The sequence below is a fragment of the Campylobacter helveticus genome, assembly GCF_002080395.1.
Classification (GTDB): Bacteria; Campylobacterota; Campylobacteria; order Campylobacterales; family Campylobacteraceae; genus Campylobacter_D; species Campylobacter_D helveticus.
The window spans coordinates 119,388-141,329 of the sequence record NZ_CP020478.1 but is presented as its reverse complement, the minus strand read 5'-3'; the positions used below and the strand labels follow the sequence as shown (position 1 = coordinate 141,329).

At 36.1% G+C, this 21,942-nt stretch carries 21 protein-coding genes, 2 tRNA genes and 1 pseudogene; 15 read left to right on the top strand and 9 right to left on the bottom strand.

Annotated features, from left to right (window positions below):
- The 3 genes and pseudogenes from CHELV3228_RS00780 to CHELV3228_RS00770 form a co-directional block, all read right to left on the bottom strand.
- Complete coding sequence (locus tag CHELV3228_RS00780; RefSeq protein ID WP_234981014.1) at positions 1-1,128, bottom strand: DUF829 domain-containing protein; 1,128 nt, start codon at positions 1,126-1,128, stop codon at positions 1-3.
- A 68-nt stretch (positions 1,129-1,196) separates the two neighbouring features.
- A complete protein-coding gene (kpsS, locus tag CHELV3228_RS00775) occupies positions 1,197-2,384 on the bottom strand; it encodes a capsule polysaccharide modification protein KpsS (protein ID WP_082199095.1) in 1,188 nt (395 codons plus the stop codon).
- A gap of 21 nt (positions 2,385-2,405) precedes the next feature.
- Positions 2,406-3,512 (bottom strand): annotated as a pseudogene (locus CHELV3228_RS00770) (capsular polysaccharide export protein, LipB/KpsS family); the annotation flags it as partial.
- A 111-nt stretch (positions 3,513-3,623) separates the two neighbouring features.
- Between CHELV3228_RS00770 and CHELV3228_RS00765 the strand changes: the two are divergent.
- From CHELV3228_RS00765 to CHELV3228_RS00730, 7 genes are all read left to right on the top strand, one after another.
- Entirely contained in the window at positions 3,624-4,601 is a 978-nt protein-coding gene (locus CHELV3228_RS00765) for a galactosyltransferase-related protein (protein WP_082199093.1), read from the top strand.
- Complete coding sequence (ribD, locus tag CHELV3228_RS00760) at positions 4,602-5,585, top strand: bifunctional diaminohydroxyphosphoribosylaminopyrimidine deaminase/5-amino-6-(5-phosphoribosylamino)uracil reductase RibD (RefSeq protein WP_082199092.1); 984 nt, start codon at positions 4,602-4,604, stop codon at positions 5,583-5,585. It abuts the gene before it with no gap.
- On the top strand, positions 5,563-6,063 hold the full coding sequence (locus CHELV3228_RS00755) for a hypothetical protein (protein WP_082199091.1): 501 nt from the start codon (positions 5,563-5,565) through the stop codon (positions 6,061-6,063). The genes ribD and CHELV3228_RS00755 overlap by 23 nt, the downstream gene beginning before the upstream one ends.
- A 14-nt stretch (positions 6,064-6,077) precedes the next feature.
- Positions 6,078-6,153: transfer RNA gene (locus CHELV3228_RS00750), tRNA-Ala, on the top strand.
- 2 nt (positions 6,154-6,155) lie between these two features.
- Positions 6,156-6,231: transfer RNA gene (locus tag CHELV3228_RS00745), tRNA-Val, on the top strand.
- Between the two features lie 515 nt (positions 6,232-6,746).
- The gene (locus CHELV3228_RS00735; RefSeq protein ID WP_082199089.1) at positions 6,747-7,316 is read left to right on the top strand and encodes a hypothetical protein; all 570 of its coding nucleotides are present in this window, start codon (positions 6,747-6,749) and stop codon (positions 7,314-7,316) included.
- 23 nt (positions 7,317-7,339) lie between these two features.
- The gene (locus CHELV3228_RS00730; protein ID WP_082199088.1) at positions 7,340-7,738 is read left to right on the top strand and encodes a hypothetical protein; all 399 of its coding nucleotides are present in this window, start codon (positions 7,340-7,342) and stop codon (positions 7,736-7,738) included.
- An 11-nt stretch (positions 7,739-7,749) separates the two neighbouring features.
- On the opposite strand, the gene CHELV3228_RS00725 is transcribed toward CHELV3228_RS00730, so the two are convergent.
- From CHELV3228_RS00725 to nspC, 6 genes are all read right to left on the bottom strand, one after another.
- Positions 7,750-8,667: a formate dehydrogenase subunit gamma gene (locus CHELV3228_RS00725; RefSeq protein ID WP_082199087.1), complete on the bottom strand. Its 918-nt coding sequence runs from the start codon at positions 8,665-8,667 to the stop codon at positions 7,750-7,752.
- Positions 8,664-9,305 (bottom strand): formate dehydrogenase FDH3 subunit beta, encoded by a 642-nt coding sequence (gene fdh3B / locus CHELV3228_RS00720; protein ID WP_082199086.1) that lies wholly within the window; start codon positions 9,303-9,305, stop codon positions 8,664-8,666. Before fdh3B ends, CHELV3228_RS00725 begins: the two co-directional genes overlap by 4 nt.
- Positions 9,306-9,308: 3 nt before the next feature.
- Positions 9,309-12,095 carry a molybdopterin-dependent oxidoreductase gene (locus CHELV3228_RS00715; protein WP_084112179.1) on the bottom strand — a complete coding sequence of 929 codons (2,787 nt, stop codon included), beginning with the start codon at positions 12,093-12,095 and terminating at the stop codon, positions 9,309-9,311.
- The gene (locus tag CHELV3228_RS00705) at positions 12,095-12,286 is read right to left on the bottom strand and encodes a twin-arginine translocation signal domain-containing protein (RefSeq protein ID WP_082199083.1); all 192 of its coding nucleotides are present in this window, start codon (positions 12,284-12,286) and stop codon (positions 12,095-12,097) included. Before CHELV3228_RS00705 ends, CHELV3228_RS00715 begins: the two co-directional genes overlap by 1 nt.
- Positions 12,261-12,962, bottom strand: a complete 702-nt coding sequence (locus CHELV3228_RS00700; RefSeq protein ID WP_082199082.1) for a molecular chaperone TorD family protein — start codon at positions 12,960-12,962, stop codon at positions 12,261-12,263. The genes CHELV3228_RS00705 and CHELV3228_RS00700 overlap by 26 nt, the downstream gene beginning before the upstream one ends.
- Positions 12,963-13,265: 303 nt before the next feature.
- Positions 13,266-14,420 (bottom strand): carboxynorspermidine decarboxylase, encoded by a 1,155-nt coding sequence (nspC, locus tag CHELV3228_RS00695; protein ID WP_082199081.1) that lies wholly within the window; start codon positions 14,418-14,420, stop codon positions 13,266-13,268.
- A 124-nt stretch (positions 14,421-14,544) separates the two neighbouring features.
- Here nspC and CHELV3228_RS00690 point away from each other — a divergent pair, with 124 nt between their 5' ends.
- The 8 genes from CHELV3228_RS00690 to CHELV3228_RS00655 all read left to right on the top strand — a co-directional run bounded on the left by CHELV3228_RS00690 (position 14,545) and on the right by CHELV3228_RS00655 (position 21,892).
- The gene (locus CHELV3228_RS00690; RefSeq protein ID WP_082200715.1) at positions 14,545-16,068 is read left to right on the top strand and encodes a multicopper oxidase family protein; all 1,524 of its coding nucleotides are present in this window, start codon (positions 14,545-14,547) and stop codon (positions 16,066-16,068) included.
- A gap of 33 nt (positions 16,069-16,101) precedes the next feature.
- Complete coding sequence (locus CHELV3228_RS00685) at positions 16,102-17,682, top strand: DNA methyltransferase (RefSeq protein ID WP_082199080.1); 1,581 nt, start codon at positions 16,102-16,104, stop codon at positions 17,680-17,682.
- Positions 17,666-18,424 (top strand): TdeIII family type II restriction endonuclease, encoded by a 759-nt coding sequence (locus CHELV3228_RS00680; protein ID WP_082199079.1) that lies wholly within the window; start codon positions 17,666-17,668, stop codon positions 18,422-18,424. The genes CHELV3228_RS00685 and CHELV3228_RS00680 overlap by 17 nt, the downstream gene beginning before the upstream one ends.
- A 77-nt stretch (positions 18,425-18,501) precedes the next feature.
- The gene (locus CHELV3228_RS00675) at positions 18,502-18,723 is read left to right on the top strand and encodes a MoaD/ThiS family protein (protein WP_082199078.1); all 222 of its coding nucleotides are present in this window, start codon (positions 18,502-18,504) and stop codon (positions 18,721-18,723) included.
- Positions 18,724-19,179: a molybdopterin synthase catalytic subunit gene (locus tag CHELV3228_RS00670; RefSeq protein ID WP_082199077.1), complete on the top strand. Its 456-nt coding sequence runs from the start codon at positions 18,724-18,726 to the stop codon at positions 19,177-19,179. It abuts the gene before it with no gap.
- 9 nt (positions 19,180-19,188) lie between these two features.
- Positions 19,189-20,379: a molybdopterin molybdotransferase MoeA gene (locus tag CHELV3228_RS00665; RefSeq protein ID WP_082199076.1), complete on the top strand. Its 1,191-nt coding sequence runs from the start codon at positions 19,189-19,191 to the stop codon at positions 20,377-20,379.
- A 90-nt stretch (positions 20,380-20,469) separates the two neighbouring features.
- Positions 20,470-21,405, top strand: coding sequence for an NAD(P)/FAD-dependent oxidoreductase (locus CHELV3228_RS00660; RefSeq protein ID WP_082199075.1), 936 nt, complete (start codon positions 20,470-20,472; stop codon positions 21,403-21,405).
- A 157-nt stretch (positions 21,406-21,562) separates the two neighbouring features.
- Positions 21,563-21,892 carry a hypothetical protein gene (locus CHELV3228_RS00655; protein WP_082199074.1) on the top strand — a complete coding sequence of 110 codons (330 nt, stop codon included), beginning with the start codon at positions 21,563-21,565 and terminating at the stop codon, positions 21,890-21,892.
- The last annotated feature ends 50 nt before the right edge of the window (positions 21,893-21,942 follow it).

The window sequence follows — 21,942 nt, the reverse complement described above, 5'->3', positions numbered from 1 at the left end:
TTAATCCTTAATCTTTTCTTCTAAAAATTTATCCAAAACGATGAAATTAAAAAAATCATACGCTCCACTTTTTTCCACACTCATTAAATATAAAAAGTGTGCTTTATTTTTATCACGCTTTATTTTTTTATAATTTTGCGGCTCATAAAGGGTGTGAAAGCGTGGATTTAAAAGCTTTGGTCCAAAATGATTCTTTGCATAAACCCCACTCGTTCTTATAAAATCCACCTGCGGAAAACACGCCCCATCAATTACCGAAGTATAATCATACCATTTTAAGTCAAACCCAGCGACAAGTTCAAGTTTTTTTCTAAATTCTATGGATTTTTTTTGATAGCTTACCAATGGAATGCACTCTCCAAGTGTGAGAATTTTAAGTTTAGAAAATGGCACATCATTTTCTTTACAAAGCATTAAAATCCTAGCTAACACTTCTATACAAAGCACACAACCCACACTATGTGTGAGTAAAATAAGCTCATAATTTTCCTTTTGCTTTTCTTTAAGAGTGTGATAAATTTTTTGAGCAAATTGCTCCATTCTCTCTTCTAAATCACCCACTCTTCTCTCCCGCCAATTTGCACAAAAAGAACAAATCCGCGCAATCCAAAAAACAGCCAATTTTTTCCCATAAGTAAATAAAAATTGATTCATATAAAAAGTTAATAAAATTCCCGCCAAAATAGCAAAAAACAAAGGCACATAAAAACTAAGGAAATAAAAAGCTACAAATCCAAGCCCCACAGAAAAAAGTAAAGAAAAAAGCACATAAAAAAAAGGATAATACCCCGTAACTAACTGATAAATGCTTTCCTTGCCAAATTTAATGAAAAGCCCCGTAATGGTATAAATTCGAAAAAAGCTATAACAATCAGCCAACGCATCTTTATAGCTTTGCGACCAATTTTTTTTAACAATGTCATTCCACGCTAAGAAAGTGTATTTGCAAGAGACATTTTCCGCCTCCACACACCAGAAAGGAAAATCCTCGCTTGTATCGCTTGTAGAGAGTTCTGCCTTGACTTTAAATCTCTTTTTATATTCTTCTAAATTTCTTTTAAATAATAAATAATAATATCTATATCCCTTAGGGTCATACCCTGCTATATAAAATACATCTCTTTCTATCATCTTAAACTCGAACCTAAAATTTCTAGCATTATAACGCAAGATAATTATTTATCAAAAGGCTAATTTTATCCCATTAAAGAAGAGTTTTTGTAAAAATTTCCATTAATTTGATTTGTTTTAAGAAGGTATTTTTTAAATTGTGAAACAAGTAAAGAATTTGGCTTATAAGCGTGGGCTTCACGCCAGAAAAAATGGAGTTTCTTAGGATAAGTCAGCCCCTCAAAATCATAAAAAGCCTCTCCACATACTTTGGTTGGACAACCATCTATTATCGCACTTAGTCCCACGGTGGAATTAATCGTAATGCAACCTAAAGCATTTTTAAGCAAAAGCGGCAAATAGCTATCGTGAACATATAAAATTCGCCCCTCAACATGATATTTCTCGCTTAATTTCTCTATCAAAGAAGCGTAATTTCTATACCCCCTATCCATAGGGTGATGTTTAAAAACAAGATAAGATTTTGCCCTAGCGTGATTTGCAAAGGAAAGTATAGTTTCTTCTATGAAATGTTCTATATCTTTTTTATAATGATTTAAAATTTGCGTGTCGTTATACACTTGCAAAATCGCTAAAAAATACTTTTTTTCTAGCTTATAAATTTTAGCATTTAGTCTTTTTTCGCTGATTTTATATTGATATTTTAAAAATAAAGTCTTAAACCAAGCAAACATTTCCAAAGGATTTAAAGAACGATGATGTAAAGAATTATTAAAAAACGGCGCTAAAATAAAGGCAAAAAACCAGTATAAAAAGCTATAAAAACCCATAAATTTAAATCCACCCGGTATAGTTTTTATCTCTACACCCACATCGTTTAAATTCAAGTTCAAATAAAAATTTTTATCACGAGGCATAGGCGAGTTTGCATTAACCCCATCTTTTTCTAAAGTAATGCAATAAGGTCTTAAATACCCCTCTTCAAAAATCCACACCGCAATGCCTAGCTTTTTTGCTACTTCTAAACCTGTGCGATTGATAAAACGACAATCGTTATACATCAAAACAGCCTCAGTTTGATTTTTGGTAAAAAAATCCTCATAAAACGCAGCCAAATTCTCCCTTGAGCCTTTATAAATATGCCCTTTAGGGTAAAAGAAAAAATCCCCTCCATTAAAATTTATCTTTGAAATTTTTGCATTCATTTTTTTAAGTTTGGTAGCCAAACGCAAAAAGAAATTCCCCACAGGACCTTGCAAAAGCACGACATTTTTACCGCCAAATTCTTTTTTCAACAAAATATCAAATTGCATACTACTAGCACCCCCCCCCCCTCATCTTTTTAGCCCCCTCATTTTCTCCCAAGTGCGTCTTAATTTTCTTAGGGCATAATTTCTAGAATCTACACCCCATTTCACATAGAATTTTGAAAAATACGCCCTTTGCATTTGTGTGATGATGTCCAAACTTAACTCAACCTCGCACAAATTCCTAGTTTTAGGGTTTAAGTAAAGTGGATAGAGGATTAAAACCCCAGCCACAAGCTCTTCAAGGCTTAATTTTCTGCTTCTTCGTGAAAGCTTTACTTTATCTTCACTAAGCCCCCACCCCGCATAAAAAGGTGTGCCATAAACAACGACTCTTTTCCCTCTTAAAAGCGCATCAAATCCTGCGGTTGAAGTAATGGTATGCACCTCATCAACAGCCTCTATGGCACTATGAATGCTTAAATCACGCACGATTTCATCGCAAATTTGTAAAATGACCCTTTCATCTTTCAAGCCCTTGCGATTTCCGCTTAAAACATCAGGATGAGGCTTAAAAACCAAATAAGCCTCAGGGTTTTCCTCTCGCACCTTTTGAATGAAATTTAAGGTATCAAGCCCCCCGCCGCCCAAGAGCATAGAAACATCATCTTCCACTTGAGCGGGGATTAGGATAATTTTTTGTCCATCCTTAGCCTTAAAATGCAAATTTTCGTGCTTTAGGGTATTGTATTTAGAAATTTTATAAAGCTTTAATTTTTCTACCAAATTTTTCGCCCTTTCTAAAATTTCCTCATTAAAAATACCATTTTGCAAAAGCTCCTCCAAATCACTTGGCTTAGAAGCATCGACATAAAGCCCTTTGCTATCAACCACCAAAGAAAAAGGACGCGTTAAATCAGAACCCAAAGAAACCGAACGGATAAAACCATCTTCAACAAAATAAATCTTTGGTTCAAGGCTTGGATTTTGTTTTAAAATTTGCCTCTTTACCTCTTCTTTTTCCACGCGCTTACCCCAAATCAAAAACGCATCATTCTCGCTTAATCTAAATTTCTCAAGCCCTCTTAAAGTATCTAAAAAGTGCATACTTTTAGCTTTGAAAAAGGATTTTACAAAGGAACGCTTCCATAAAGTAAAGCCAAGAAAAAAAAGACGATGATTACAAAAATTTTCTCTCACCCAAGCCCTTTAATCAAATTTATAAATTATAACTTTTAAAGCTATCTACTAAGTAAATTTAAGCTTTCAAATCTTTTTTGTTATAATAAAACCCAAAGGAAAAGTATGAAATATAGCATTATTATCCCTGTGGATTTAAAACTTCGCCCCCTTGATATACTTAAAAAAGTCAAGCTCATTTTAAAAAGGGCTAACGAAAGCACCGAGCTAGTTTTTGGACATAATGATAGAGGCAGTTTTTTTGATAAAAAACTTAAAAAACTCATAGCCCAAAAACAAAACGCCAAAATCGCCTCCAAACACTTTTACGATGAGCTTATCTGCCAAGCTTTATTGAGAAACGAAGCCTTTAAGCTGAGTTCTTGTGAGTGGATTTATCTAATGGATGTGGATTGTTTTTTAGATGAAGAACTAAATTTAAGCTGTATTGAAGAGCTTGAAAGTGGCAAAAGTGCCTTTATGTTTCTACCCTGCCTTTACCTTTCTCCCAAAGGCTCTAGAGCTATTTTACACAAAAGCCGCGAAGAGCTTTTTGATGCTTTTGTTAATTATAAAAAAGACCTATTTACTAGTATTGCTTTGCCAAGTGCTTGTATTTTTATGAAAAGAGAGGATTTTATCGCCCTTAGAGGTTTTGATGAGAATTTTAAGGGGCGTGGGGGGGAGGATTTTGACTTTATGCTACGACTTGCATTGTTTAAAAAATCCCTTGCTCCAAGTAAGGATTTAATGCAAAATGCCCTTTACAAAGCCCCTATGCTTTCAAGTGGTTTTCGCAAATATCTCGCTCTTTTTTCCCTGCCATATTTTTTTGAAAAAAGGGTTATTTTTCACATTCATCACGGCAGAAATAGGCTGCGTTCTTATTTTAGGCGTTATAGGCAAAATGCCAAAATTTTAGAGCAAAAATGCTATTTTGAAGAAGAAAATTTAAGTCCTTATGGCAAATCCTTGCTTGAGCTTTATGAAAATTTATGCCACGCACACGGAATAAACCTTGATAAATACTCCATTTTGTTTCATAATTACCGCCCAAAACTTCTTAGCTTAGAACGATTTTTACTTTTTCTAAAGAGGCTTTAAATGATAGATTTTTATATGGATTTAGCTTTGAAAGAAGCGTGGAAATATCAGTTTTTAACCTACCCAAATCCAGCAGTTGGTTGCGTGATACTTGATAAAAATGGTAAAATTTTAAGCATAAAAGCTCACGAAAAGCAAGGGGAGCCTCACGCGGAGCTAAATGCCATTAAAGAGGCTTTGAGGATTTTAAAGCCTGAATTTGATTTTCCAAAAGAAGCTAACGCCTTGCACGAATTTATCCTTAAACATCATCAAAACCTCCTTCAAAACGCCACAGCATTTGTTAGCTTAGAGCCTTGCACACATCAAGGCAAAACTCCACCTTGTGCGAAACTTTTTAGCACCTTAGGATTTAAAAAAGTTTTCATCAGCGTCAAAGATGAAAACAAAATCGCAAGCGGAGGGGCGGAATTTCTAAGGCAAAAGGGCGTTTTGGTCGAAACGGGGATTTTAGAAAAAAAGGGTAAGGAGCTTTTAAAGCCTTTTTTAAAGTGGCAAAAAGGGACATTTAAACTTTTCAAACTCGCCCTAAGTCTTAATGGTAGTGCGCTAGGCAAATTTGTCAGCAATGAAACAAGTCGCACTTACGCCCATCAAATTCGCTCTGTTATTGACTTATTGGTCGTTGGAGGAGAAACTCTAAGAAAAGATAAGCCCATTTTAGACTCAAGACTTTGCAACGCAAAAGCACCCAATCTTTGCATTTTAAGCCGTCAATCTTTAGAAAGTTTTGATAAAAATATCCCTGCTTTTAGCGTGAAAAACCGCCAAATTTTCACACAAATTCCCAAAGATGCTAAGTTTTTAATGTATGAGGGGGGAGCGGAATTTTTAAGAACTTTCAAAGAGCAAATGGATATGTTTTTAATCTTTCACAACGCAAAATTTAACGAAGGGGAAAATGTAAAGCTTGATTTAGAATTAAAACCTCTTTTTAGAGGAAATTACGAGGAAGACAGCTATGGAATTTACGAGCTTTTATAATTATGCAAGAAATGATTTAAGATATTTTCAGCTTAAAAGCGTTCAAAAAGACGCAATTTTCTATACGCTTCATTCCAAACAAGACGCGTTAAATCCAAATTTTGAAAGCTTTTATTATAAAAGCAAAAAACCCTATCATTTCAAAGAAAACGACACAATTTTACTTTGCAATCTTAATAAAAAAATCGTCCTTTTTCGTAATCTAACCCAAAATGAAGACAATTTTAAAGAAGCTAAAATGAGGCATTTTTGTTTTCTTGGCTTTTTAGGATTTTTCGCTGTGCTTTTTGCTTTTTTTGCAAGTGTTAATGCCTTTGCCCTGCTTTATCTTATCTTGCTTAGTGTCAATTTAATCTTGCTTGTCTTAGGTTTCATTAATCTTGGCTTACTTTTTAAGCAAATTCGCATTTTAAAAACAAGTGATAAAAGCCTTATTGAAGCTTTTTTAAAACAAAATTTAAGCAAAAATTCGGCATAATCGCCTTTTTTTGTGGGGCATTAGCTCAGCTGGGAGAGCACGACGCTGGCAGCGTCGGGGTCAGCGGTTCGAACCCGCTATGCTCCACCAATGGTTCCGTAGCTCAGTTGGTAGAGCACTACCTTGACATGGTAGTGGTCGTTGGTTCGAGTCCAATCGGAGCCACCATTTAAGGTTTTTTAAGTTTATTTTGCCTCTTAACACTTCCTTTAAATTCCCATACATCAAGCTTTTAAATGTTTTCGCTTCTTTTTATTTCTTTTATAATCATTTCATATTAATTAGCTTACTTTTTAAAGAATTTATGGCAAATGTGGCAAATACTTATCTAAGCGATAAAGATATAAGCAATTTTACACCAAAAAATACTTTAGAGTGTAAGCGATCTAAAGTATTTTATATTTTTATATGCCAAAGTACCATAAAAACTTTTAGTATCAAAATTAATGACAAATACATAAAATTAAAAAGAATAATTTAAAGAAAGCGTTTGTAGCACAGAAGAAACAAAAAGTTACCAAATTCCTAAAGGTATGTAGGATAGCAAAGATATGCAAATACTAAAAATAGGGATGAAAAGTATAAATTTAAAAAGTTTATATAGAGCAAAAACATAAAAATATCCAAGCGAAAGCTATATTATCTAATTTGGGCAATTTGGATGTTAAACACAAATTTTTTATGTGAAAAATGAGCGTTATCCTAGAGAAAAAGCAGAGCTTATAGCTTGTAAGCGTGATGAGGTGATAAAAGACTTAATAGCGCTTGAAGTGCCATTTTTTTCAAAGGACATTAGTGAAAAAAAGATGGAATTTGACGGCAAAATGGAGGAAAATTATGATTTTAAGCGGAATTTTTCTTTTGGAGAAAAGCTTTGTTTTGAAGTAGTGGCTAAAGCGATGAATATACTTAAAATTTCTATGCGTGAGGTGAAGCTGTTTAATCCAGATTTTAAAAGTAAAAAAGAATTTTACGAAAGCTTTTTAAGGAATTTGAAGTTTAATTTTGACAAAAGGCAGAATTTTAAAAAGGAAAATCAACTCGAACTTGCTAAATTTATCTTGCAAAATTTCAAAAGTGCGTTAATGAAAGAGCAAAAGCAAAGCTATGAAGTGAGTAATTTTGAAGCGCGTGAGCTTGAAGAAACTGGGGTAAGAAGCATTTTTACAAGTAAAAAATACAAGATAGCAAATATGAGTGGCTTTACTATACGAAGTGGAGTAAGGATAGTGGGACAGAAGAGGAATTTTTAGGTTTTATTGACGAGAGAGCACATATGATTGATGAAAAATTTGGAGAGTGGATTATCCTTAGGAACGACGGCTTTGAGGAATTTAAAATTTACGATAATAGAAAAGAGCTGCCAACTTATGGAATGGGCTTTGAGCCTGATTTTATCTTTTTTGGAAAAAGAAAGGGAGAGAAAAATAATCATTTGTCTGTGGAGTGCATAATGGGGAGTAAGGGGGAGCATTTAATGGACGATGAAAAAGGTAGTGGGAAAGACCAATGGAAAGAAAATTTGCTAAAAGCTTTACATCAAAGGCAATTTGATATTAAGTTAAATGAAAAATTTGAAGTGCTAACTTTGCCTTTTTACTCGGTAAAAAAGAAAGCGGAATTTGAAACAGCGTTTAGAAAGATTTTTGAAAATTCGTTATTCAAGGAGGGATAGCCCCTCCTGATTTATTTATCGTAAGTAAAGCTAGGGTTGATTTGTTTATTTTTAGAAAGTTCTTTATACCAGTAGCTATGGAGTATATAGACCTCTTCTTCCTCCTTATAGCCATTTACCATAGAGTGGATACTTCCCTTAATCGCAAATACCGCCATATAAATATGCACCCCAAAAAACACCGCACACACTATGCCTAAGAAATTATGAGTGATAGCGCTAAGTCTTAAAAGCTCGATATGACTTAGCCCAAAAAGGCTTTGTGCTGAGCTTGAGTTAAAATCTAAGAAATACATAAAACCACCGGTAATAATCATCAAAAAGCCCCCAAAAACGGCGATGTAATACCAAGATTTCTGCCCGAAATTAAATTTCCCAGCTGGCACAGGTTTTTTCTCTTTACTTAAATAGCCTCCCACTATCATCAGCCATTTTAAATCATAACTTGCAGGAAGCATTCTTTTAATCCACCAAAAAAACATAGGGATAATAGAAACAATAAATAAAATCGTCGCAATGGCGTGTAAATTTTTACACACTCTCACAAAAAGCCCTCCGCCAAAAGTCATTCCAAACATCATTATAAAGCCTGTTGGGACTAAGATGACCCAAGAAAGTGCCGCGATGAAGTGGAAAAGCCTTTCAAAAAGAGAAAAAGCGTAAATTTTCTTTCCGGCGTGGGAAAATTGCTTAGGACCTATGACCATATAATGCAAGGCAAAAGCTGCTAAAACGGCGATAACGCTCACTAAGGCTAAAGTAGCGATATACTCGCCTTGTAAAGTTGTCCAAAGTTTGCCAAAAGTATCGTAATTTGCAATATTTGTGATGCGGTTATAATCCCAAATTTGCGTATCTTGTCCCATTCTTTCTTCACCATAAGCAAATAAATTTGCAAGAGAGAAAGCGAGTAAAAAAAGCTTTTTCATAAACGCTCCTTTCCTATGTAAGCGATTTTCCACTCCATACTTTCACTTGGAGCTTTAATGCCATATTTTCTACTTTCTAGCCTATGTTGATAAATTTCTTCTATCTTAGAAGACTCGCCTACAAGTAAAGCCTTAGTCGAACACATCGCCGCACATACAGGCACTTTTCCTTCGGCAATTCTATTTTGTCCGTAAAGCTCTCTTTCTTTTTGAGAATTTGTCGCCTCAGGACCACCAGCACACATCGTGCATTTATCCATAATGCCCTTATCTCCAAAAACGCTAGTTTGTGGGAATTGCGGCGCTCCAAAAGGACAAGCATAAAGGCAGTATCCACAGCCTATGCAAATTTCTTTATCGTGTAAGACAACTCCATCGCCTCGTATATAAAAACAATCCACAGGACAAACAATCGCACAAGGTGCGTCATCGCAGTGCATACAAGAGATAGAGGTGGAGACTTCTTTGCCCTCTTCACCCTCATTGAGCGTAATGACACGGCGGCGGCGGATATTGATAGGTAGTTCGTGTGCCTCATCACAAGCGACAGAGCAGCCATTACAATCAATGCACCTCTCATTATCGCAAAAAAATTTCAGCCTTTCTTTTTCTAAATTTGCAAAATTAATTTTACTCATTTCTTACACCCCGTCTTTTGAAATGCGGCATAAACCACCCTTAGTTTCTGGGATTTGACACATAATGTCATAGCCGTAATTTGTTACCGTGTTAGCACTTTCCCCACTCGCATAAGGCTTCGTTCCTTCAGGAAAATTATGCGTTAAATCCACCCCTTGCATTACGCCTGTAAAGTGGAAAGGTAGGAAAATCATATCTTCAGCCACGCCGTTGTTGATTTTTACACGCACTTTGATTTTTGTGCCTTCTGGAGAATGCACCCATATCATATCGCCTTTTTTGATATTTTCTTTTTTGGCGAGTTTTTCGTTAAGCTCACAAAACATTTCAGGCGTTAAACGCGTAAGATACATAGAGGCTCTATTTTCCATACCTGCGCCGTTTAGATTGACAAGACGCGCGGTTACGAGATTAAGCGGAAATTCTTTAGAATAATCCTTCGCTTGTTGCACGGAGATAAATTTAGTATCGACGCGGTAAAGTGCTTTTTGGTCTTCAAAGCTTGGATATTTTTGCGCCAAATCATTTCTTGGAGAGTGCAGCGGCTCTCTGTGAAGTGGAATTTTATCTTTAAAAGTCCATACCACAGCCCTAGCCTTAGCGTTACCATAAGGCACAATGCCTTTTTGCATACATTTTGTTGCGATGATATTACTCGCGTCTAAAGCCCAGCTTGGACCCATTTGCTCTTTTTCTTCCTTGCTTAAGGTAATGCCTAAAACTTTTTCTATGTTATCTTTAGTAATCTGCGGATAGCCTGTATTAATCGGAGAATTAAGTGGGGCATTTTTAGCTAAAAGACTTTCACCCTCATACTCAAGACCAAAATTGTTTCTAAAGCCCATACCGCCCCTTGAAACTTCGATGTCGGTATTATAAAGCACAGGGGAGCCAGGGTGTTTTTCGCTCCAGCAAGGCCAAGGAAGTCCAAAATACTCTCCCTTAACCTCGCCCTCTTTACCCTCAAGGGTGATTTCATCAAATTTATCCCAGTTTAGCGTATGTTTTTTAAGTCTTTCTGCACTCCAGCCATTAAGTCCTATGCTACGAATCGCTCCAGTAAGCTCTTTTGTCGCGTTTTCAGGCCAAACAATTTTGCCATTTTCATCGCGTAAGGTTTTAGTGAAATCCTCATAAAAGCCGAGTTTTTTAGCCAACTCAAATAAAATTTCTTGGTCTTCCTTGCTTTCATAAAGTGGCTCGACAACTTTAAATCTCCATTGTCCGCTACGATTAGTTGCTGTTACGCTTCCGCTAGTTTCAAACTGCGTTGCAGCAGGAAGAAGATAAATTCCATCTTTTCTCTCTGCTATAATACCTGCTTCATTGACAAAAGGGTCGGCTAAAACTAGAAGTTCTAAAGCTTCTAAACCCTCTTTAACTTTAGCTTGTTGGGCGGTTGAGGTGATGCCATTTCCCATTACAACCAAAGCTTTTAAAGGCGTTCCTGCGTTGTCAATTTTGTCATTATCATCTTTGCCATTTAAAGCCGCAGCCCACCACCTCGCAAGGCTTAAGCCCGTTTTATGCATCCATTCTTTGCTGACAAAATTACTCAAAAGCCATTCATAATCCACGCCCCAAATTTGTGCGTAATATCTCCAACTCGCTTCATTTAAAGGATAATAGCCCGGCAAATTTTCACTCAAACAAGCTACATCGGAAGCACCTTGCACATTATCGTGTCCTCTTAGGATATTAACTCCGCCACCAGATTTGCCGATGTTACCAAGCACCATTTGCACAATAGGAGCAAGACGCGTGTTAGAAGTGCCTACGGTGTGCTGGGTTAAACCCATCGCCCAAATGAGCGTTGCAGGTTTATTTTTAGCGACTTCGAGGGTGATTTCTCTTAACTTTGCTTCTGGGATACCTGTTACATTTTCAACTTCTTTTGCGTCCCATTTTGCCGCTTCTTCGCGTATTTTATCGATACCAAAAACTCTTTCATCGAGATATTTTGTATCTTCTAAACCCTCATCAAAGATGATTTTAAGCATACCATACATAAAGGCGATGTCAGTTCCCGGACGAATTCTTGCGTAAATATCCGCCTTTGCCGCACTTTTGGTAAAGCGAGGATCAACTACGATAAGCTTTGCACCTTTTTCTTTTGCTTTTAGAAAATGTCTAAAGCCCACAGGGTGATTGACCGCTGGATTTGCCCCTATGATAAAAATACACTTTGACTTTTGAATATCGCCAAGATGATTTGTCATCGCGCCATAACCAAATGTATTCGCCACACCGGCGACTGTTGCACTATGTCAAATTCTAGCTTGGTGGTCTATATTATTTGTGCCAAAAAAGGCTGCAAATTTACGCACATAGTAAGCTTGCTCATTGCTCATCTTAGCAGAGCCTATAAACATCACACTTTCAGGATTTTGCTTACGATATGTGGCAAGTTTTTCGCCGATTTCTTCAAAGGCTTGTTCATAGCTTATGCGTTTCCATTCCCCATTTTCTTTTTTCATAGGGTATTTTAGCCTCACATGAGAGCGCACCATATCTATCATATCAGAGCCTTTGCAGCAGTGTCCTCCAAAGCTTACAGGGTGGTCTTGAGCGATTTCTTGACGCACCCAAACGCCATTTTGCACTTCAGCGACTATGCCACAGCCCACAGAACAGGCAGTGCAAACGCTTCTTACCTTTTTACTTCCCTCAAAAGCTTCACTCAGCTCACTTTCCTTAGCTTCTCTTAACATCTCGCTACGCCCCAAAAGTGGAGTTGCAAGGCTAGAAAGAGCCGCCATTTTTAAAAACGAACGACGATTTAAATTCATTATTCAGCCTTTATGTAGTATTTTTCCCAGTTAGCACTTCTTTGATAAAGCACTTCTTTTTTCTTGCTTTTGCCACGAACAAGTTTATTTTCTGCTTTTTCTTCGCCAAAAGCTAAATTTGTCGCACCTAAAATACCAGCTCCAGCTAAAGCAAGAGCAGAATTTTTAAGAAATTTCCTGCGATTTTCCAAGCTTCCTCCTTTGTTTGTTAGTTTCTCTTCTCAAAAATTCAGAGCGAGAAAGATTATTTTGCACCTTTTTGCTCTGCACTTTCATAGGCTTTTCAAGCTCAAAGCAAAATCTTTCAAATTCCATAAAAGCCTTGCTTATAAAAGCAATTTTTTTGAAGAATAAAGCTTCATCATTTGTCAAAATAAGGCTTAAAAACTCATCGATATTAGGATTGATAAGCTTTTCAAATAGCTCTTTTGCCAAATCATCATTTTTTTCTTTTAAAAATTCACCCATCAAAATGAAGCAAAAGCCCACGCTATCCTCACCTTCTTTAAAAAAAGTTTCATTTCTTCTTAGTTTGCTTTTTGCAAGAATTTGACGCACGGCAAGAAGGGCATTTGAGTTTTCAAAACCCTCTTCTATGTAAGAAAAAGTCGTAGGAATGGCATTTTTTAATGCTAAAAATAAAACATCATATTCTTTAATGAGTTTTTGTATATCTTGTGGGGTTTTTAAATTTTCAAGTAAAAATGCAAAATTTGTCTTTAAAGCTTCATCAAAAGCACACTCGCTCATCGCATTTAGGTATTTGGAAAAATTTGCTAATCTATCTTTTGAGAAGGAAAAGCTAAAAACCTCTCCTAAACACTGATAATAAAGACTTCTAGCAAATCTTAAATTTTCTAAATTCACAACTTTCCTACTCTTTTTAAAACTTGTTTTTTTAAGCTTGATAATATTATGCCAAAATTACCTATTACGCACTTTGAGCCTCTTTAAAACTTGTTTTTATCATAATACTATTTGTTTTAAAAAAAACTGAAATTTGTAGAGATTTTTCGTTTTCATTTTGTGAAGAAAAAATGTTATAAAGCATTGAAATTTAATATTTTCAAATTATTTTTTAAATTCTTGGTAATGAAAAATTTTTTTGCATTTTTGAGAAAAATTTGACAAAAACGCAAAAGATATTTTATGATATATTTACATAATAAGTTAATTCCTTTTTGCATAATCTTCATAAGAAAATTTTCTTACCATTTCAAGCTTTTTATCTTTAGTATAAAGCATTAAATTCGGTAGCACCACCCCATTAAAGGTTGTATTTTTGACTATGGAGTAGTGAATTTGGTCTAAAAAGGCTATTTTATCGCCCCTATTAAGCTCTTTTTTAAAGGCGTACTCTCCCATCACATCGCCTGCTAAACAAGTATTTCCCGCTAACAAATACGCCTTTTCGCCCTCGTTTAAGCTTGAAATTTGCTCCCCCTCCCTCGTGCTTAAAATCCTAGCGTTTAAAACCTCGCTCGTGTAAGGCATAATGATAGTATCAGGCATATGTGCTTCGCTTGAGGTATCTAAAATGGCGATTTTTTTCTCATTTTCCACAATGTCTATCACGGAAGCGACCAAAACACCCGTTTGCCACCCCACCGCTTCACCCGGCTCCAAATACACCTGCACCCCGTATTTATCGCTAAATTTCTTGCAAAGACTGATGAGCTTTTGCGTGTTGTAACCATTTTTGGTGATGTGATGTCCGCCGCCAAAATTGACCCATTTTATCTTTTTTATCCACTTGCCAAATTTCGCTTCAAAGGCATTTAAAACAACTTCTAAGCTATCCGCACTTTCCTCGCACAAAGCGTGAAAATGAAGCCCATCGACTTCGCTTAAATTCACATTTTCTAAATCTTTACTTAAAATTCCAAGTCTAGAATACCGCCCACAAGGATTATAAAGCTCTTTGGGGGCTAAAGAGACTTCTGGATTGCAACGAAGTCCTAAGGATTTGCTTTTAGCTTTTTCTTTAAAAAGATTAAATTGATGAAGAGAGTTAAAAATGATGTGGTGGGAAAGCCCTATAATCTCGTCCATTTCATCTTCTTTAAAGGCGGGAGAGAAGGTATGAATTTCTTTATCCATAAATTCTTTTGCAAATTTTGCCTCCCAAAGTCCGCTACAAGTGCAGCCATTAAGATATTCTCCTACGATTTTCATCGCCCCTGAAAAGGCAAAACCTTTTAAGGCTAAAAGCACTTTTGCGCCGCTTTCCTCGCTCACTCGTGCCAAAAGTTCGCAGTTTTTCCTAAGCTTATCTTCCTCTAAGATGTAAGCGGGGGTTTTGAAATTTTCATTATTTATAAACATCATTTATCCTTTTGCATTAGCTAAAAATGGTAGTGAAATCAAGCCAAATTCTAGCCTAATTATATTTACTAATTTTTTAAAAATATATTTTACAATTTTTGAAATTTTAGACTTAAGGATAAAAATGCAACGCAGAACTTTTTTAAAAACAAGCGCCCTAGCCTTAGTTAGCACAAGTCTTAGTTATGCTATGCCTATGCACTCAAACCACACAAGTCATCAAAATACTCCAGCAGATACTTCATTTATCCATCTTGCGCCACTTGATTTAAAGCTTTTAGATAAAAAAGAATTCCCAGCAAATCAAGCCCTAAAGCCTTTAAATTTGCTAAAAAATGAAAGCAAGAAAAAAGGCTATTTTAAAGCGAGGATTAAAATTACAGAAGAAGAAATTGAGCTTATTAAAGGCAAAAAGACAAAATTTTATACTTATAATGCCTCTATCCCTGCTCCAAAAATTGAAGTTTTTGAAGGCGATGAGGTTGAAATCATCGTTGAAAATCACCTTAAAGAGCCTACCACTATCCATTGGCACGGGCTACCTGTGCCGCCAAATCAAGATGGCAATCCTCACGATGCGGTTTTACCAAAAGAGAGCAGGAGTTATCATTTTACACTGCCACAAAATTGTGCTGGGACTTACTGGTATCACCCTCACCCTCATTATATCACTTCAAAACAGGTATTTATGGGACTTTCTGGAGCTTTTGTTGTCAAGGCTAAAAAAGATGCTTTGTCGCACTTTGCCGAGCAGGATTTTATGATTAGCGATTTAAGGCTTGATGAAAATGCACAAATTCCGCACAATAATTTATATGATTGGCTCAATGGTAGAGAGGGGGAATTTGTCTTAATTAATGGGCAGTTTGAACCTAAAATTACGCTTAATAATGAAAAAATCCGCCTCTATAATTGTTGCAGTGCTAGATATTTAAGACTGCGTATTAAAGGGGCTAAATTCTTACTTGTTGGGACGGACGGAGGTTTGCTTGAAAGGGGTGTAGAGAAAGAAGAGCTTTTTTTAAGCCCTGCTTCAAGGGCGGAAGTTTTTATCCTAGCGCCTAAGGGAGAATTTAAGCTTGAAAGTCTTTACTATGATAGGGATAAAATGCTTGTTAAAGAAGAGAAAAAAGACTTATTTTTAGCGAGTGTTGAGATTAAAAACCCTCCCCTTGAAATTCCTAAAGAGCTTCGAAAATTTAAGCCTTTAGATGAGCCTAAGGAATTTAAAGAAGTGATATTGAGTGAAGACCACGCTAAAATGCACGGCATCGCTAAAAAAACGCAAGATGAGTTAAAAAATAGCCTTGCTTCTATGTTTTTGCTGAATGGAAAAATTTTTGATATGAAGCGTGTAGATTTTAGTTCGCGTGTGGGGGAGGTTGAAGACTGGATTATTATTAATAAGTCGCATATGGACCACCCTTTTCACATACACGGCACACAATTTGAGCTGATTTCTTCAAAGCTTAATGGCAAGGTGCAAAAAGCTGAATTTAGAGCCTTAAGAGATACTATCAATGTGCGTCCTAAAGAGGAGCTAAGACTTAGAATGAAGCAGGATTTCAAAGGGCTTAGAATGTATCATTGTCATATTTTAGAACACGAAGATTTAGGAATGATGGGAAATTTGGAGCTAAGAGAGTGATAAATTTGGGGACGATTGAGTGGGAATTGGGGAATGGCACAAGGAATAAATAATTTTAAGCAGTTTTTTGCACCAAAAGAAGCAAGCGTCTGGGCTAGTGCGTATCTTAACAAAAATGTAACAAGCTCAAACATTCTCTATCTTATCAACTATGGCAAAGTAGCAAATTATGCGACAAATTCTAAGGAAAACTTGATTAGCAAAGATGAGTTAAAAGCCTATTATGATACGCTTTACACACAAGAAAGCCATAGCCACCCACTCGCTTTTGCAAATTATAAAGAAGTAGAGACAACTAAGCATATCCATAGACTCCACCCCTACAAAGGCAAATTTATCCCTCAGCTTGTGGAGTATTTTTTAGACTCTCATACTGATACACTAAAGACAGAATCTTGCTTTCAAAAAGGCGATATTGTGCTAGATATTTTTGCGGGAAGTGGCACGACTTTATGTGTGGCGAGTGAATTGGGGATGCACAGCATTGGGATTGACATTTCTTGCTTTAATACTATGCTTGTTAATGCAAAATTAGGGCGTTATGATAGTAATCTTTTAGAAAGTGAATGCTATAGACTTATCCAAGTTTTAGAATCTTTTTATGAAAATAGCAATATAAAGGCTTTTGAAGAGACTTTAACTCAACATTTAAATGCGTTTAATGCAGAGTTTTTTCCTAAAGAATTTAAACGCAAAGTGGTGCTAAAAGAAATTGATGAAAAAGTCTATGGAGAAATAAAAGAAAGAGAATTTTTAAGCATTTATGACAAGCTAGTTAAGCAATTCAATATTGATTTAAATGTTAAAAATAATGGAAGTTTTTTAGATTTTTGGTATATAGAATCCATCAAGAAAGAACTTATTTTACTGAAAAATGAAATTATAAAAGCTCCCAAAGACTTGCAAAATATTTTAAGCATTATCTTAAGCCGAACAGCACGCAGTTGTAGAGCGACAACACACGCTGATTTGACTACTTTAAAAGAGCCTATGTTAAAGAGCTATTATTGCAAAAAGCACGGCAGGATTTGTAAGCCACTTTTTAGCTCTTTAAAATGGTTTAAAAGCTATGCAAAGGATACGCTAAAGAGAATCAAAGAGTTTGAGACTTTAAGAAGCGATTGTTTTAGTTTATGTCTTAATGCAGATTCTTGCAATGTGGATATTATAAACGAAGTAAAAAAGCAAAATCCCACTTTTGCTAATCTCTTGCATTCGCAAAAAATTGCTGGAATCTTTAGCTCCCCACCTTATGTGGGATTGATAGACTATCACGAGCAACACGCTTATAGTTATGAACTATTTAATTTGGAACGAAAAGATGCCTTAGAGATAGGTGCGAAACTAAAGGGGCAAAGCAAGAATGCTAAAGAAAACTATGCAAAAGCAATCGCAATGGCTTTAAACAACGCAAAAAACTTTTTAAAGCAAGATTACAATGTGTTTTTAGTAGCAAATGATAAATTTAATCTCTATCCAAGTATTGCCCAAATGGCGGGAATGCAGATTGTTAAACGCTATGATAGACCCGTGCTAAATCGTAGCGAAAAGGATACAAATGCTTACAGTGAGAGCATTTTTCATTTAAAGGACAAGAATGAAACAAGCCATTAAAAATAGACTCATTCAAGCTTTAAGAAATAAATTTGAAAACTATAAGCCAGAAAGTAGCTATATGCCCTTTCACACAAGGCTTTTAGGCAAGGATAGAATGGCACTATATAGCTTTATCCAAAGTCTTAATACAAATTTTGGCACAAGTATTTTTGAACCTGTTGCAGAAGAGCTAGGATTAACGAAATTTGATAGCATTAAACGCCAAATAAGCGCAGGGGATACTATAAGCAAAAAAGCTCAAAGAGTGATACAAGAAATTATGGATAGTTTAGAAAGCGCAAATGCTAAACCAAATAAACAAAGTGAAATTACTAGAATTTTAGAAGTAGCGCAAAGTGGAGAAACAAGCACGATAAAACCTACAAAAATTGACTTATTTTTGCAAAAAGATTTTAGCGTGTATCTTATTGATATTAAAACCGCTAAACCTAACAAGGGAGGCTTTAAGGAATTCAAACGCACACTTCTTACTTGGGTGGCAAGTTATGCCTACGCAAATCCACAAAGCGAGATTCACACACTTATTGCTATCCCTTATAATCCTTATGAACCAAAACCTTATGAAAGATGGACTATGACAGGAATGCTAGATTTAGAGTTTGAGTTAAAAGTAACAGATGAATTTTGGGATTTTCTAGGTGGGGTGGGAAGCTATAAAATGCTACTAGAAGCATTTGAGGAAGTTGGGATTGAGATGCGAGAAGAGATTGATGAATATTTTAAGCGATTTGATAAATGAATTTGGGTAAAAAACTAAATCAATAGACTTTAAACAATCTAATGCTATACTAAAATACTTTAAAATTGGGAGCAAATTTGATTAGTGTTGAGTTTTTGGGACCTATAAACAAGGCAAGGTTGGAGCTTGATGTTGGCTCTTTAAAAGAGCTTAAAGAAATTTTAAAACAAGATGAGAGTCTTAAAGAGTGGCTTGAGCTTTGTGCGATTTCTTTAAACGATGTGATGATTTTTGATGAAAATACAATTTTAAAAGCGGGGGATAAAATCGCCCTTTTACCGCCTGTTTGTGGGGGTTAGATGTTTGAAATTTACGAGGGTGCTTTAGATGTGAGCGCGATTTATGCTAAGTGGTATGAAGGGCTTAAGGATAAAAATTGCGGGGCGTTTTTGACATTTTGTGGCATAGTGCGCGAAGAGCAAAGCGATGAAAAAAAGGGCATTGTGGAGGCTCTTAGTTTTGAAATTTACGAGCCACTTTTAAAAGCGTGGTTTAAAGAGTGGGAAGAGAAATTTAAAGACGAGGGCGTGAGCTTTTTTTTCGCACATTCTTTAGGTGAGGTTAAAATTCATCAAAGCTCTTATTTGGCAGGGGTATTGAGTAAAAACAGAACGCTTGGCTTAAAGCTTTTAAATGATTTTGTGGAGGACTTTAAGCACAATGCTCCCATTTGGAAATACGATGTGATAAATAGAGAAAAAATTTATGCTAAAAAACGCTCTTACAAGCTTAAAGGTGCGGGAATTTTAGCTTAAGGATAAAAAATGTTAATGGCTTACGAAGAAAGTTTAAAAATTTTACACTCTCATATCAAACCTTATGAAAAGGTGGAAAAAGTCGCTATAACGCAGTGCTTAGGATGCATTTTGGCGGAGGATTTAAGAGCTTTGGAGGATTATCCAAAATTCCCTATTTCTGCGATGGATGGCTATGCTGTGAAATTTGGCGAACAAAATAAAGCTTTAAAAGTGCTTGGCGTAACTCCAGCTGGGAAAATGCCAGAGTTCAAGGTAGAAAGTGGCACTTGCGTCAAAACTTTCACAGGTTCTTTGATGAGCGAGGGTAGTGATACCTTAGTGCCTGTGGAAAATGTAGAGTTTAAAGAGGGGCAAATTTACATTAAAGAGGCGGTTAAAGAGGGCTTTGCGGTAAGAAAGATAGGGGAGAGTTATAAAAAAGATGAGCTTTTACTTGCTAAAGGAACGAAGCTTGATTATAGCGAGATAGCACTTTTGGCTGAGCTTGGTTTTTTTCACATTAGTGTTTTTATCCGTCCTGTTGTGGGGGTTTTAAGCAGTGGGAGTGAGATAAAAGATTTGGGAGAGAGCTTAGAAAATCCTGCGCAAATTCGCTCTTCAAATCACATTGCCCTGGCAAATTTAGCGCGAAAATTAGGCTGCGAAGTGAGAGTTTTTCCTCTTTTAAAAGATGAGGAAAAAACCACTTTTTCCACGCTAAAAAACGCTCTTAAAAGTTGTGATATTTTAATTACCACAGGTGGCGTTTCTATGGGGGATTTTGACTTTTTAAAAAAGGCTGTAAGGGAGTATGAGCTTATCATCGATAAGGTAGATATAAAGCCGGGACGACACATTAAAATCGCTAAATTTGAGGAAAAATTTATCTTAGCGTTGCCGGGATTTCCTTATTCTGCTATGGTGATGTTTAACTTGTATGCGAGAGAAATTTTAAACGCGTGGCTTTTACAGAAGAAAGATTATGTCGCACAGGCTTTTTTGGAGCAAGATTATATTAAAAAAAGTCCTTATTTGGAATTTGTCGCGTGTAATGTGGAGCTTAAAGAGGGCAGGGTGTGCGTGAATTTAAAGGGTAAAAAAGAGGGTTCAAGTGCGATTATCAATAATCTTAACAATAAAGCCGCTTTAATGATAGCCCCAAAAGAGTGTGAAAAGCTTGAAAGTGGAGCTTTGGTCGATATTATTTTTATGCCTTGACACAAATTTTTGTAAATAATAATTTTTATTAACTAGCCTTAAGAAATTTTTTGTATCATTTGGCATAAATAAAAATTTAAAGGAAAAATGATGTTAGATTTAGCGATTATAGGTGGTGGTCCTGCGGGACTTAGTGCGGGACTTTACGCGACAAGAGGCGGACTTAAAAATGTTGTGATGTTTGAAAAGGGTATGCCCGGAGGGCAGATTACTTCAAGTTCGGAGATTGAAAATTACCCGGGTGTGACTACGGTAATGGATGGAATTTCTTTTATGACGCCTTGGAGTGAGCAATGTATGCGTTTTGGCTTAAAGCACGAAATGGTCGGTGTCGAGCAAGTGAGTAAAAATACGGACGGAAGTTTTTGCATTAAGCTTGAGGGGGGAAAAAGTGAAAACGCAAAAGCTGTTATCGTTTGCACAGGTTCAGCGCCTAGAAAAGCGGGTTTTAAAGGGGAGGAAGAATTTTTTGGGCGTGGGGTTAGCACTTGTGCGACTTGCGATGGCTTTTTTTATAAAAATAAGGAAGTCGCAGTTTTGGGTGGTGGAGATACCGCACTGGAAGAGGCTTTATATTTGGCAAATATTTGCTCAAAAGTTTATTTAATCCATCGCCGTGAAGAATTTAGAGCCGCACCAGGCACGGTGGAAAAAGTGAAGAAAAGCGATAAGATAGAATTAATCACTAGTGCGAGTGTCGATGAGGTTTATGGCGATGCAAGTGGAGTTTTAGGGGTAAAATTAAAATTAAAAGACGCAGAGAGGGATTTGAAAGTTCCGGGAATTTTTACTTTTGTGGGGCTTGATGTGCGTAACGAAATTTTAAAACAAGATGACGGCACATTTTTATGCGAAATGGAAGCTGGCGGACAAGTAAGCGTTAATCTTAAAATGCAAACGAATGTTGCGGGGCTTTTTGCGGCGGGCGATTTGAGAAAAGACGCTCCAAAGCAAGTCATTTGTGCGGCAGGTGATGGAGCTGTGGCGGCACTTTCGGCTTTATCTTACATAGAAAATTTACACTAATACTTCTTTAGGCTAGAAAACTAGCCTAGCTCTTTTTTATTCTTTCAAAAACAAGTAAAATTAATTTCAGTCGAAATTAAGGGGGGGGGGTATAATACGCTTCTATTGGTTTGATTTTTACCTCAATCAACGCAAAAAAATTCAATAGGAGAAAAAGATGAAATTCCTTTTACTTTTAATAACGGCTTTGTTTATCACTGCTTGTGCTTATACCACAGGCACTGAAGTAAGTGAACAAACATTTAATTCTTTAACAATTAACAAGAGCAAACAAAGTGATGTGGAGCGAATCGCGGGTTATCCTACACGCAAAACAACTTTAGGAAATAAAGAGGTGTGGTATTATGATTTCACAAAAATCAGCCATAATCCTTTCGGCGGAAATGTAGATGAAAGTGCCGTTTTTGAATTTAATTCTAAGGGCGTTTTGATTAAAAAATACAAAACTAAAGGTTCTGGAAATTCTAATCCTTTGTTAGGAAAATAAAAATATGTCCTAAAGTTTTCGCAACTTTAGGGTCCTTTTACTTTAATTAT